Here is a 12,899-nt window from a genome sequence, read left to right on the forward strand (position 1 = left end):
GCTCACCAGCTGTCGCCCAGGCCCAGCAGCGCGAGCGCGCGGCGGCGCAGCTCGGCCAGGCGCGGATCGCCCCGGTGGCGCGGGTACGGCAGGTCGTTGACCAGCACCTCGCGCACGCGCGCGGGCCGCTCGGTGAACACCACCACGCGCTGGGCCATGAACAGCGCCTCCTCCACGTCGTGCGTGACCAACAGCGCCGAGAAGCCCGCGCGCTGCCACAGCTGCACCAGTTCGGTCTGCATGGCCAGGCGCGTGAGCGAGTCGAGCTTGCCGAGCGGCTCGTCGAGCACCAGCAGGCGCGGGTCGTTGACCAGCGCGCGCGCCAGCGCCACGCGCTGCGCCATGCCGCCCGACAGCTCGTGCGGGAATGCGCGCGCGAAGGGCGCCAGGCCCACCAGCGCCAGCGCCTCGTCCACGCGCTGGCGCTCGCGGCGCAGCAGCCCGCGCGCCTGCAGGCCCAGGGCCACGTTGTCCCACACGGTGCGCCAGGGGTAGAGCGTGGGGTCCTGGAAGACGACGATGCGCGACGGGTCGGGCTCCGTGATGGCCGCGCCGTCCTGGCGCAGCGTGCCCCGGCTGGCTGGCTCCAGCCCCGCCACCAGGCGCAGCAGCGTGCTCTTGCCGCAGCCGCTGGGGCCGAGCAGCGCCACGAACTCGCCGGGGGCGATGGAGAGGTCCAGACCGTCGATCACCTGCAGCGCCTGGCCGGCCTTGGCGCCCTTCGCGGCGCGCTGCGCGAACCAGTGGCTGACCTGCTCCACGTCGATGCGGGCGCCGTGCACACGGGCCTTGCGCTGGAGCGGTGCCGGAATGGCGATGCTCACCATTTCACCACCCCCTTCTGCCACGACAGCACGCGGTCGCGCACCGTGAACAGCAGCGTGATGACGCCCGAGAACAGCAGCGCCATGAGGATCAGCGCGGCATACATGTTGGGGTACGCCGCCCAGCCCTGCGCCCAGGTGAGGTACCAGCCCAGGCCCGACTTCACGCCCAGCATCTCGGCCACCACCAGCGTGGAGAACGCCGCACCCAAGCCCATGAACAGCCCCACGAACACCTGCGGCAGCGCCGCGGGAATGGCCACGCGCAGCACCAGGAACCACTGCGACGCGCCCATGGTGCGAGCCACGTCGTAGTAGTTCTTGTGCACGCCGGCCACGCCCGACCAGGTGAGGATGGCCACCGGGAAGGCCATGCCCAGCGCGATCAGGAACACGGCCGTGGACCAGCTCGACGGGAAGAAGTAGAAGCTGATCGGCAGCAGCGCCGTGGTGGGCACAGGCCCGAGGATGCGCAGCACCGGGTGCACCCAGTAGCTGGCCGCGCGCGACCAGCCGATGAGCACGCCCGTGGCGAAGCCCGCCGCTGCGCCGATGGCGATGCCGATGCCCAGCAGCCGCAGCGAGTTGCCGGCGCTCTCGGCCAGGCGCGGCGCATCGCCCGCGTAGACCTCCACCAGCGCCTGCGGCGGCGCGAAGAACGGCGGCGGCAGCACGCCGAGCTTGGCCGTCAGCACCTCCCACAGCGCCAGCCCCGCCGCCAGCGCCACCAGCCAAGGCCCCGCGGGCCGCAGCCGCTCGCGCAGCGCGGCCAGCGGGCGCGCCGCGCGCGGCGCGAGCACCAGCGCCGCCAGCAGCAGCGCCACGGCGGCGGCGCCGGCCGCGAACTCGGCGGTGTAGGCCCATTCGGTGAAGCCCGCGGGCTTGTTGGGCCACACCTGGGTGAGCGCCGCGAGCAGCGCCCAGGCCAGCGCGGCCAGCGCGCCCGTCCACCACAGGGGCGCCCGGGCTTGCGCCTGGCGCAGCGCGGGCGGCGGGGCGAGCAGGCGGTCGGCAACGGCGCTCATGACAGCACGTCCGCGAACACGTGCGCGGCGAAGCGCGCGGGATCGGTGCTGGGTTTGAGCACCTTCACGAGCTTGAAGTCACGCGCGTAGAACTCGATCTCCTCGCGCAGCGCGCGGCCCACCGGGTGGCTGCGGTGCGTGAGCGTGCCCAGCACGGCGCGCAGCTCCGACTGCGGCACCTTGGAGTACGGGCTGTAGATGCGCGCCGTCTCGGCCGGGTTGTCGGCCACGAAGTCCGAGGCCTCGACGATGGCGCGCGTGAGCGCGGCGGCCGTGGCGCGGTCATTGCGCACCAGCGCGCCGCTCACGCCCAGCACGCAGCAGGTCTTGGCCGCGTATTCGCCCGTGAGGTTGGTGGCCAGGTCCACCAGGCCCTGGGTGCGGCGCTGGATGAGCAGCAGGTTGGGGTCGCCGTCGGCGATCGCCTGGGCCTCGCCCTTCTCCACGGCCAGGCCCAGCATGTCGCCGGGGAACTGGCGCCAGGCCACCTCGCGCTCGGGGTCGATGCCAGCCTTGGCCAGCAGCACCGAGAAGAAGTTCTTGCCCGGCGCATTCAGATCCGATACGGCGATGGTCTTGCCCTTGAGGTGCTTCAGGTCGGTCACGCCCGCGGGCGCGTAACCCACCAGCCGCGAGCAGCCGCCGTGCGAGCTGCCCACCAGCTTCACGTCGAAACCCGACTCCAGCGGCTTGATCCAGCGGTGGATCATGCCCACCCCCGCGTCGGCCTTGGAGGTGGCGATGGTTTCCAGCAGCTGGTCGGTGGAACCGGCGAAGTTCACCAGCTCCACCTTCAAACCGTGCTTCTCGAAAATGCCGCGCTCCAGCGCCACGGGCGCGGCCGACAGGCAGATCGCGTTGGCGTTCCAGGCCAGCTTCACCGGCTTGAGCGGCGCTGCCGCCCAGCCCCGGCCCGCGCCCGCGGCGCCCAGCACGGCCGCGCTGCCCGCAACGCGCAGCCAGCGGCGGCGTTCGTCGTTCTTGATTGGCATCTCTGCCCGTCCTTTCTTCATGCGTGATGGATGGACGCCATTGCACCGAAAACGCCGCGCGCCGGGAACGAACAAAAACAGGGATGTATATGCGCAAACCAGGGTTCGCAGGCGCGCGCCCCTGCGGTCCAATGCGGGGCATGGACACCGACACCCTTCCCCCGCGCCTGCGGGACTTCGTGCACCACCTGGAGCAGGCCGTGGACGGCGCGCCCGCCGAAGCCCCGCTACTGGCCCGGGGGCGCGCGCTGCTGCAGGCCCTGGTCGCGCACGACGACTGGCTGCCCGAGGCCTTCGCCCGCCCCCATCCCCAGTACTACCAGCAGTACCTGCTGCACGCCGACGCGGCGCAGCGCTTCTCCGTGGTGAGCTTCGTCTGGGGGCCGGGCCAGGGCACGCCCATCCACGACCACACCGTCTGGGGCCTGATCGGCATGCTGCGCGGCGCCGAGGAGTCGCAGGCCTATGCGCAGGACGCGCAGGGCCGCTGGCGCCCGCACGGCCCCGCGCGGCTGCTGCGGCCGGGCGAGGTGGAAGCCGTATCGCCCACCATCGGCGACGTGCACCGCGTGCGCAACGCGCTGCCGGACGGCGTTTCGATCAGCATTCACGTGTATGGTGCGGACATCGGCCGCGTCCAGCGCCACGTGTTCACCGAAGAGGGTGCAACCAAGCCCTTCGTCTCCGGCTACGCCAACCCCACCCCTTCTCCCGTTTCCCCGACATGACCACCGACACCCTCATCACCCCATCCCAAATCCGCCAGGCCCTGCAGGACGGCAGCGAGATCGCCCTGCTCGACGTGCGCGAGGAAGCGCCCTTCGCCGAAGGCCACCCGCTGTGGGCCGCCAACCTGCCCTCCGGGCGCATCGAGCTGGACGCCTGGCGCCGCATCCCGCGCCGCGACACCGTGATCGCCGTCTACGACAACGGCGAGGGCCTGGCCGAGCCGGCCGCGCGCGCGCTGCGGGCGCTGGGCTACACCCGCGTGCACCTGCTGGCCGGCGGCCTGCAGGGCTGGAAGGACGCGGGGCTGGAGCTGTTCATCGACGTGAACGTGCCCAGCAAGTCCTTCGGCGAATGGCTGGAGGCCGAGCGCCACACACCCTCGCTGCCTGCCGAGGAGGTGCAGGCGCTGATCGACGGCGGCGCCGACATGGTGGTGCTGGACGCGCGCCGCTGGGACGAATACCAGACCATGAGCATCCCCACCGGCGTGAGCGTGCCCGGCGCCGAGCTGGTGCTGCGCGCGCAGGCGCTGGCGCCCAGCCCGTCCACGCACATCGTGGTCAACTGCGCGGGCCGCACGCGCAGCATCGTCGGCACGCAGTCGCTCGTGAACGCGGGCCTGCCCCACCGCATCACCGCGCTGCGCAACGGCACCATCGGCTGGCTGCTGGCAGGCCAGCGGCTCGACCACGGCGCCAGCCGCCGTGCACCCGAGGTGACGCCCGCCCAGCGCGCCCAGGCCGCTGGGCGCGCCCGCGCCGTGGCCGACCGGGCGGGCGTGCGCCGCGCCACCGCGGCCGACCTGCAGCGCTTTGCAGCCGAAGGCCAGCGCACCACCTACCGCTTCGACGTGCGCACGCCTGAGGAATATGCCGCCGGCCACCTGCCGGGCTTTCGCCACTACGCCGGCGGCCAGCTCGTGCAGGAGACGGACCACGCCGCGCCCGTGCGCGGCGCGCGCATCGTGCTGGCCGACGACGACGGCGTGCGCGCCAACATGAGTGCATCCTGGCTCGCCCAGATGGGCTGGGAGGCCTGGGTGCTGGACGATGCCCCCGGCTTCACCGAGACCGGCGAGCCCGCACCCGACCACCCGGCCCTCCCCGCGCCGGTGGCCGGCGTGTCCCCCGCCACGCTGGCGCAATGGCTGCGGGACGATGCACAAGGCACCGCCGTGCTCGACTTCACCGCCAGCGCCAGCTACGTGCAGCGCCACATCCCCGGCGCATGGTGGCTCTTGCGCTCGCAGCTGCCCCAGGCGCTGGCGGCCGTGCCGCACGCGCGGCGCTACGTGGTCACCTGCGGCACCAGCCTGCTCGCGCGCTACGCCGCCCAGGCCGTGGCCCAGGCCACGGGGGCCGAGGTGTTCGCGCTCGACGGCGGCACGCAGGCCTGGATCGCCGCGGGCCTGCCGCTGGAGCACGGCGAGACGCGCCTGGCCAGCCCGCGCATCGACCGCTACCGCCGCCCCTACGAAGGCACGGACGCGCCGCGCAGCGCCATGCAGGCGTACCTGGACTGGGAGTTCGGGCTGGTGGAGCAGCTGCGGCGCGACGGCACGCACGGCTTCCGCGTGATCTGACGGCCCGCCATCCGCTCTTCTTTCGATAGCTGCAAGCGCTTGATGGATAAGATGTAGCGGTCATTTTCATCATATTTTCAGGGTGCTGCGCATTCCCCATGCCGCATGAAACTGGCGCGCCCCCAGCGCAGGCAGCCGCGCAAGGGCCGCCCCGCCGCGCCGGCTGCGTCCCCCTCCCGTAGCGCACAGCGCTACGAGAGAGGGGGAAGGTGCGAAGCGCCTCAGGTGGTGTTTCGTTTCTGCATGCGCAGCCCCGCCCACACGGCGAAGAACATCGCCGCGCCGAACACCCAGCCCGACAGCGCCCCGGCCATCACGCCCGACAGCAGCGTGCCGATGGTGCAGCCGAGCCCCGTCATCGCACCCCAGCCCAGCAGCACGCCGCCCAGCAGGCCGCGCGCCGCGTCGCGCGCGCTGGGCCGGCGCGGCGTGAACTGGCCGCTGGCGAGCGACGCGGCGAACGCCCCGGCCACCAGGCCCAGCAGCAGCATGGCGTTGGGCGTCCACCAGTGGCTTTGCACGGCGGTGGCGCAGCCGGCGAAGCCGTCCAGCCCGTCGAGCCGCGCAGGAATCCAGCCCTGCCGCTCGCCCACCGTGCGCGCGGCGCTGCCCAGCGTGGCGGTCACGCCCAGCGGCTTCATGCGCACGATGGCGAACGCACCGATGAGGCCCACGCCCAGGCCGCCCGTCCAGTATGGCCAGCGCCCCGTCCAGAGCCGCCGCCACGCGGCGCCCAGCGTGGGCGCCGACGCGGCTGGCGGCTGCGCGTGCGCCGCCAGCCCGCGCCACAGCCACGCGGCGATGGCGGCCAGCACGCCCCATTGCAGCACCAGCGCGCCGCCATAGCCCAGGTGGCGCGGCAGCCAGACCACGGGCGCCTCGGCAATGCTCAGGCTGTAGAGCGGGTTCCAGGTAATGAAGCCCAGCACGAAACCCAGGGCCGAGCCGAGCAGCGCGAACGGCGACGCGGCCGAGCCTTCGGCCAGCCGGTACCAGTGCGCGCTGATGCACGAACCGGAAACGACCATGCCCGCCCCGAAGGCCAGCCCGGCCGCCACCAGCACCCAACCCACGGGCCCGATGTGCGCATCGGGCGGCAGGGCCCCGCCCGTGGGATCGGGCAGCCAGCCGCCCAGCACCACGGTGTAGCCCGCCAGTCCCACGGCCAGCGCCAGCACGATGGCGAGCAGACCGCGCGGGTCGCGCCGATCGAACCAGTCGCGCGCGTGGCAATAGAAGCAAAAGCGCGTGCGCTGCAGCACCAGCCCGAGCACGGCGCCCGCGGCAAGCGCGAATACCAGCGTGGGCCCGCCGCTTTGCATCCGCGCGAAATGCGCCGCCACGGCCAGCGCGGCCAGGGGCAGCACGGCAAAGAGAGGTGGAATCGTCATAAAAAAGCCCGCGCAGCCGGATGGCTGGCGGGCGAATCCGAGGGAGACAAAGGGGATGGGTTACTTGGAGGCCCAGACGGTGCCGCTGGGGTTGCTGATCGGCACGCCGACCGCGTTGCCGTATTCGGTCCACGAGCCGTCGTAGTTGCGCACCTCGTAGCCCAGGATCTTCTTGAGCGCGAACCACGTGTGGCTGGAACGCTCGCCGATGCGGCAGTAGGTGATGACGGGCTTGCTGCCATCGACGCCCACGGCGCCGTAGACCTTGCGGAGCTCGTCCGCGCTCTTGAAGGTGCCGTCGGCCTGCACGGCCTGGCCCCACGGCACGTTCACCGCCGTGGGCACGTGGCCCGCGCGCACCGCCAGCTCGGGCACGCCGGCCGGGGCGAAGACCTTGCCGGTGTATTCGTCGGCCGAGCGGATGTCCACCAGCTTCGCGCCGCCACCATTGCCCTGCGCGGCGGCCAGCACGTCGGCCAGACGCGCGCGCAGCTCCACGTTCACCTTGCCCACCTTGTAGGCCGTGGGCGCGAAGGACGGCACGCGGCTGTCCTGCGGGCGGTTCTCGGCCTCCCACTTCTTGCGCCCGCCGTCGAGCAGCTTCACGTCCTTGACGCCGTAGATGTCGAACACCCATGCGCCCCAGGCAGCGAACCAGTTGTTGGTGTCGCCGTAGAGCACCACCGTGGTGTCCGGCCCCACGCCGGCCTTGGTCAGCAGCTTCTCGAAATCCTGCGGGCCGACGATGTCACGGCGCACCTTGTCGTTCAGGTCGGCGTGCCACGAGAAGTTGACCGCGCCGGGGATGTGCGCGCGCTCGTACAGACCGGGGTTCACGCTGACCTCGATGAGGCGTACCTGGGGATGGTGCAGGTTCTGCGCCAGCCATTCGGTGGTGACGAGCGGCCCGGCGGGAACGGCCCCGGCCGCGTGCGCGGCGCCGGTGACGAGCACGGCCCAGGCGGCGATGTGGAGGGTGCGGGAGAACATGGTTTTCCTTTCTTTCATTGAAACAGCAGTTGCCGCAGGTGAATCTACGGGCCGGGGCTGCTGCGGAGAACGAATGAAAACGCGCTTGCTTATGCGCCGAATGCCGTTGGCGAAGCCAGTCTGCGCACCACTTCCACCAGCCGGTCGATCTCGCCCGCCGTGTTGTAGAACGCCAGCGAGGGCCGCACCGCCGTTTCCACGCCGAAGCGCCGCAGGATGGGCTGGGCGCAGTGGTGGCCGGTGCGCACCGCGATGCCTTCCTGGTTCAACGCCTGCCCCACCTCGTCGGTGGTGCGCCCCCGCAGCACGAAGCTGAGCACGCTGGCCTTGCCCGGCACGGTGCCGATCAGGCGCAGGCCGGGGATGGTGGCGAGCTGCTGCATGCCGTAGTCCACCAGCGCGTGTTCGTAGCGGCTGATGGCGTGGATGCCGATGCGCTCCACGTATTCCAGCGCCGCGCCCAGGCCCACGGCGTCGGCGATGTTGCCGGTGCCGGCCTCGAACTTGTTCGGGATGGGCTGGTACTGGGTTTTCTCGAAGGTCACGTCGGCGATCATGTTGCCGCCGCCCTGCCACGGGGGCATGGCTTCGAGCACCTCGCGGCGGCCCCAGAGGGCGCCGATGCCTGTGGGCGCAAAGATCTTGTGGCCAGAGAAGACGAAGAAGTCGGCGCCGAGGTCCTGCACGTCCACGGGCGTGTGAGCGATGGATTGGGCGCCGTCGATCAGCGTGGTGATGCCGCGCGCCTTGGCATGAGTCACCACCTCTTTGACCGGGACGACGGTGCCGAGCACGTTGGAGACATGGCCGATGGCGACGATCTTCGTGCGGTCGCTCAGCAGCTTTTCGTATTCGTCGAGGCGGATCTGGCCCTGGTCATCGACGGGGATCACGCGCAGCTTCGCGCCCTTGGCCTGGGCGAGCTGCTGCCAAGGGACGATGTTGGCGTGGTGCTCCAGGTGGCTGACGATGATCTCTTCGCCCTCGCCCACGTTCTGGCCGCCCCAGCTTTGGGCGACGAGGTTGATGGCCTCTGTCGTGCCGCGCACGAAGATGACTTCATGAACATCGGGCGCGTTGATGAAGCGGCGCACCACCTCGCGCGCGTGCTCGTAGGCGTCCGTGGCGCGCGCCGCGAGCACGTGGGCGGCGCGGTGGATGTTGGAGTTCTCGTGCTCGTAGAAATGCGCGATGCGTTCGATGACCTGCCGGGGCTTGTGCGTGGTGGCGGCGTTGTCGAGCCATATCAGCGGGTTGCCGTTCACGCGCTCTTGCAGGATGGGGAAGTCGCGGCGCACGGCGTGCACATCGAAGCCTGCCGGGGTCTGGATGAGCGGGCTTTGCTGCACTTCGCCTGGGTGCAGGTAGGGGTGCGGCTTGGCCGGGGTGACGTAGCCGCTGGGCAGGCGCACGGCATCGACGAAATAGAACTGCGGCGCGGTGCTGATTTCAGGCCCTTGCGGCGCGGGTGGCGTGGGCAGACTGGGCACGCCATCGGCCAGGCTCGCCAGGCGCGGCTCGTAGCCGGGCAGCACAGCGAAGGCGTTGTCGGGCACGCCATTGCCTGCCTGCGCGTGCGGCAGCACCGCGCCCGCGCGGTTGACGAGCGACAGCGATGTGCCGGGGCTGGATGGCAGCAGATTGGTGCCGGGCACCTGCCCCAGCGGGATCGGCGTGCCCGGCACGTTGGGCGACAGGCCCGAGGGCGCGGCCAGCGGCGAGCCGCCCGGCGCCCAGGTGGTGGGCGGCTGCGCGCCCTGCACGGGCACGGCAGGCGCATCGCCGGGTAGGCTGCGCAGCAGGCTGGTGGCAAGCTGCGCGAGCGCGGCGGTGTCCAGCGGCGAGGCTGGAATGGGTGTTGTGACGCTCAAGACGCTTACCCTTTACTTGTAGGTATCGAGCACCGAGTAGTCGTGGTACCGGTCGATGCGCACGTCCTCCAGCACCGCCAACGCATCGGGCGTGAGCACGGCCAGCGAGCAGTACAGCGAGATCAGGTACGAGCTGATCGCCTGGTCGTTGATACCCATGAAGCGCACCGACAGCCCCGGGCTTTGCTCGCCCGGCAGCCCCGGCTGGAACAGGCCGACGACGCCCTGGCGCCGGTCGCCCACGCGCAGCAGGATGATGCTGCTCTTGCCGTCGGCCACGGGAATCTTGTCCGAGGGGATCAGCGGCACGCCGCGCCAGGTGATGAACTGCGAGCCGAACAGGCTGACCGTGGGCGGCGGCGTGCCCCGGCGCGTGGCTTCGCGGCCGAAGGCGGCGATGGTGAGCGGGTGGGCCAGGAAGAAGGCGGGCTCCTTCCACACCTTGGTCAGCAGTTCGTCCAGGTCGTCGGGCGTGGGCGCGCCGCTGTCGTTCAGGGGAAGGATGCGCTGCTCGTCCGTCACCTGCGCCAGCAGGCCGTAGCCCGCGTTGTTGATGAGCTCGCTCTCCTGGTTCTCCTTGATGGTCTCGATGGTCAGGCGCAACTGCTCCTTGATCTGGTCGTGCGGGCTGCTGTAGAGGTCGGAGATGCGCGTGTGCACGTCGAGCACCGTGGACACGGCGTTCAGGAAGTACTCGCGCGGCGCCTCGTCGTAATCGACGAAGGTGCGCGGCAACTGGTTCTCGAACTGCTTCGATGTGCAGGTGACCTTGATGTCCTCGGGGTTCTTGACCTGGTTGACGCGGTAGATGCCCGCCTCCACCGGCACCCATTGCAGCAGGTGGGTGAGCCAGCGCGGCGTGATGGTTGATAGCTGGGGCGCGGTCTTGGTGGCGTTGGCCAACTGGCGGGCGGCGTTGTCGCCCAGGGTGTGGAGAGTCGTCATTGCAATGCAGCTTCTGGCTGGGGTTGAGGGAAAGTGGGGGAATGGGTGGCTTGCTGCACCGTGGCCTGCGTGACGTGGGCGCCGGGCGGCACGTCCTCGGTCACCCAGACGTTGCCGCCGATGACCGCGCCGTGGCCGATGGTCACGAGCCCGAGGATGGTGGCGCCCGCGTAGATGACCACGTCGTCCTGCACGATGGGGTGGCGCGGCCAGCCCTTTTGCAGGTGGCCCTGGGCATCGCGCGGAAAGCGCTTGGCGCCCAGCGTCACCGCCTGGTAGATGCGCACGTTGCGGCCCAGCACGGCCGTCTCGCCGATCACGACGCCGGTGCCGTGGTCGATGAAGCAGCCTTCGCCGATGCGCGCGCCGGGGTGGATGTCGATGCCCGTCTGGCCATGCGCCAGCTCGGCGGCGATGCGCGCGAGCAGCGGCAGCTCCAGCGCGTAGAGCGTGTGGGCGATGCGGTGGTGGATCAGCGCGAGCACGCCGGGGTAGCTCAGCACCACCTCGTCCACGCTCTGCGCGGCCGGGTCGCCGTGGAAGGCGGCCAGCACGTCCTCGTCGAGCTGCTGGCGCAGGGCGGGCAATGCCTCGCTGAAGGCGCGCACGGCCTGGGCGGCGCGCTCGTCCACGTCGCCGCCATTGCGGCGGTAGCGCAGCTCGATGCGCGCCTGCGCCAGCAGCGCCTGCAAGGCGGCGTCCAGTGTGTGGGCGATGTAGAAATCCTCGCCCGCCTGGCGCAGGTCGGGCGGTCCCAGGCGCAGCGGGTACAGCACGCCCTTGAGCGCATCGACGGCGCGGGCCACCGCGTCGCGCGAGGGAAACTCGCGGTGCGTGGTGTCGGTGCGGCCCTGCTGGGTGCGCCACTGTTCGCGCACCTCGCGCAGCGCGGCCACGATGTGGGGGATGGGAAAGTCGCTCATGGTGTTTAAGGTCGAATCAGCCCGCAGCGCTTGCTGGACAAGCGCTGGCAGCTATCGTTTTAGAAGTCAGTTCAGTCTTGAATCCACGGCAGGCCGTGGAAGCGCCAGCCGTTGAATCGCCCGCGCTGCTGCGTGTCGTCGAGGTCGCCCTCGAAGCCCTCGCCCACGTTGAGCACGTTGGCCAGCCCCGCCTTGGCCGCCTCCTGCGCGGCCAGGGCCGAGCGCTTGCCGCTGCGGCAGATGAGCAGCACGGTGACGGGCTGCGGCTGCTTGGCGATCAGCGCGCCCAGCTCGCGCACGAAGCGCGGATTGCGCGCCAGCGCCGTGCCGGTGGCCCAGGGTACGTGGGCGCTGCCAGGCACGTGGCCGACGAACTTGCGCTCCTCCGCGGTGCGCACGTCCACGAGCAGCGCCCGTCCTTCGCGCACGAGCTGCCACGCCTGTCGCGGCGGGAGAGTGCCGCCGTCGGCGGTGGCGCGGGCTGCGGCCTGCTGCAGCACGGGGAGAAGCGAAAGATCGGTCATGGCTGGTGCATCGGTCAACGGTGGCGATGCGCCATGGTGCGCCGGCCCGGCGCGCGCGCGAACGAATACGAAAGAGCTTGCTTATGCGCGAAACGAGGAAGGGCGCGGCTCACGCCCGCTCCTGCAGCGCCTGGCGCACCGCGTCGGCGGTGAGCGTGGGCACGAAGCTCTCGATGAAGGCGTAGGCATAGCCGCGCAGCCATGCGCCGCGCCGCAGCGCCAGGCGCGTGAGGTTGACCTCGAACAGGTGCCGCGCGTCGATGGCGCGCAGGTGCCGGTCGCGCTCGGCGTCGAAGGCGATGGAGGCGATCACGCCCACGCCCATGCCCAGCTCCACGTAGGTCTTGATGACGTCGGCGTCCATGGCGGTGAGCACGATGTCGGGTGCCAGGCCCGCGCCGGCGAAGGCCTCGTCGATGTGCGCGCGTCCGGTGTAGCCGGTGTCGTAGGTGATGACGGGGTGGCGCGCCAGCGCCTGCAGCGTCACCGGCCCGCTTTCCTGCAGCAGCGGGTGGCCCGGCGGCACCACGACGCTGTGCGACCAGCGGTAGCACGGCAGCGTGACGAGCCGCTCGTAGCCGGCCAGCGCCTCGGTGGCCACGCCGATGTCGGCCTCGCCCGACAGCAGCATCTCGGCCACCTGGCGCGGCGAGCCCTGGTGCAGGTGCAGCGAGACCTGCGGGTACAGCGCGCGGAAGTCGCGCACCACCTGCGGCAGCGCGTAGCGCGCCTGCGAGTGCGTGGCCGCCACGGACAGGCGCCCGCGCTCGCTGGCGGTGAAGTCCGCGCCCGCGCGGCGCAGGTTCTCGGCCTCCAGCAGCAGGCGCTCGACGATGGGCAGCAGCGCCTCTCCCGGCGGCGTGAGCCCGGTGAGGCGCTTGCCCGCGCGCATGAAGATCTCCACGCCCAGCTCGTCCTCCAGCTCGCGGATCTGGCGGCTGACGCCGGGCTGCGAGGTGTAGAGCATGGTCGCCACCTCGGTCAGGTTGAAGCCGCGCCGCGCCGTCTCGCGCACCGAGCGCAGTTGCTGGAAATTCATGGATTGCTATGGGTTCGATAGCTCCTGGCGCTTGCCCCGCAGGCGCTGGAGCCGTTTTTCTATT

At 71.2% G+C, this 12,899-nt stretch carries 12 protein-coding genes; 2 read left to right on the top strand and 10 right to left on the bottom strand.

Annotated elements, in window-relative coordinates:
- Positions 1 to 2 precede the first annotated feature (2 nt).
- Genes AVS7_RS06710 through AVS7_RS06720 form a run of 3 tightly spaced genes read right to left on the bottom strand, consistent with a single transcriptional unit; the run spans position 3 to position 2,841 of the window.
- Positions 3 to 827, bottom strand: a complete 825-nt coding sequence (locus tag AVS7_RS06710) for an ABC transporter ATP-binding protein (protein ID WP_020227662.1) — start codon at positions 825 to 827, stop codon at positions 3 to 5.
- Positions 821 to 1,849, bottom strand: coding sequence for an ABC transporter permease (locus AVS7_RS06715; RefSeq protein WP_020227663.1), 1,029 nt, complete (start codon positions 1,847 to 1,849; stop codon positions 821 to 823). Before AVS7_RS06715 ends, AVS7_RS06710 begins: the two co-directional genes overlap by 7 nt.
- On the bottom strand, positions 1,846 to 2,841 hold the full coding sequence (locus AVS7_RS06720; RefSeq protein WP_020227664.1) for an ABC transporter substrate-binding protein: 996 nt from the start codon (positions 2,839 to 2,841) through the stop codon (positions 1,846 to 1,848). The genes AVS7_RS06715 and AVS7_RS06720 overlap by 4 nt, the downstream gene beginning before the upstream one ends.
- 131 nt (positions 2,842 to 2,972) lie before the next feature.
- Between AVS7_RS06720 and AVS7_RS06725 the strand changes: the two genes are divergently transcribed.
- Both AVS7_RS06725 and AVS7_RS06730 read left to right on the top strand, forming a co-directional pair.
- Complete coding sequence (locus AVS7_RS06725; RefSeq protein WP_024001058.1) at positions 2,973 to 3,569, top strand: hypothetical protein; 597 nt, start codon at positions 2,973 to 2,975, stop codon at positions 3,567 to 3,569.
- Positions 3,566 to 5,152 (top strand): rhodanese homology domain-containing protein, encoded by a 1,587-nt coding sequence (locus AVS7_RS06730; RefSeq protein ID WP_020227666.1) that lies wholly within the window; start codon positions 3,566 to 3,568, stop codon positions 5,150 to 5,152. The genes AVS7_RS06725 and AVS7_RS06730 overlap by 4 nt, the downstream gene beginning before the upstream one ends.
- Positions 5,153 to 5,373: 221 nt before the next feature.
- Here the strand turns inward: AVS7_RS06730 and AVS7_RS06735 are convergent, their stop codons facing one another.
- The 7 genes from AVS7_RS06735 to AVS7_RS06765 all read right to left on the bottom strand — a co-directional run bounded on the left by AVS7_RS06735 (position 5,374) and on the right by AVS7_RS06765 (position 12,835).
- A complete protein-coding gene (locus tag AVS7_RS06735; RefSeq protein WP_020227667.1) occupies positions 5,374 to 6,543 on the bottom strand; it encodes a YeeE/YedE family protein in 1,170 nt (389 codons plus the stop codon).
- A 60-nt stretch (positions 6,544 to 6,603) separates the two neighbouring features.
- Positions 6,604 to 7,533, bottom strand: a complete 930-nt coding sequence (locus AVS7_RS06740; protein WP_020227668.1) for a sulfurtransferase — start codon at positions 7,531 to 7,533, stop codon at positions 6,604 to 6,606.
- A gap of 89 nt (positions 7,534 to 7,622) precedes the next feature.
- Positions 7,623 to 9,404 (bottom strand): family 2A encapsulin nanocompartment cargo protein cysteine desulfurase, encoded by a 1,782-nt coding sequence (locus tag AVS7_RS06745; RefSeq protein WP_020227669.1) that lies wholly within the window; start codon positions 9,402 to 9,404, stop codon positions 7,623 to 7,625.
- 12 nt (positions 9,405 to 9,416) lie between these two features.
- On the bottom strand, positions 9,417 to 10,349 hold the full coding sequence (locus tag AVS7_RS06750) for a family 2A encapsulin nanocompartment shell protein (RefSeq protein WP_020227670.1): 933 nt from the start codon (positions 10,347 to 10,349) through the stop codon (positions 9,417 to 9,419).
- Positions 10,346 to 11,272 carry a serine O-acetyltransferase EpsC gene (gene epsC / locus AVS7_RS06755; RefSeq protein ID WP_020227671.1) on the bottom strand — a complete coding sequence of 309 codons (927 nt, stop codon included), beginning with the start codon at positions 11,270 to 11,272 and terminating at the stop codon, positions 10,346 to 10,348. Before epsC ends, AVS7_RS06750 begins: the two co-directional genes overlap by 4 nt.
- A gap of 71 nt (positions 11,273 to 11,343) precedes the next feature.
- Positions 11,344 to 11,796 (bottom strand): rhodanese-like domain-containing protein, encoded by a 453-nt coding sequence (locus AVS7_RS06760; protein WP_020227672.1) that lies wholly within the window; start codon positions 11,794 to 11,796, stop codon positions 11,344 to 11,346.
- Positions 11,797 to 11,905: 109 nt separating this feature from the next.
- Positions 11,906 to 12,835, bottom strand: a complete 930-nt coding sequence (locus AVS7_RS06765; protein WP_020227673.1) for a CysB family HTH-type transcriptional regulator — start codon at positions 12,833 to 12,835, stop codon at positions 11,906 to 11,908.
- Positions 12,836 to 12,899: the final 64 nt, after the last annotated feature.

The organism is Acidovorax sp. MR-S7, from assembly GCF_000400995.2.
Lineage (GTDB): Bacteria > Pseudomonadota > Gammaproteobacteria > Burkholderiales > Burkholderiaceae_C > MR-S7.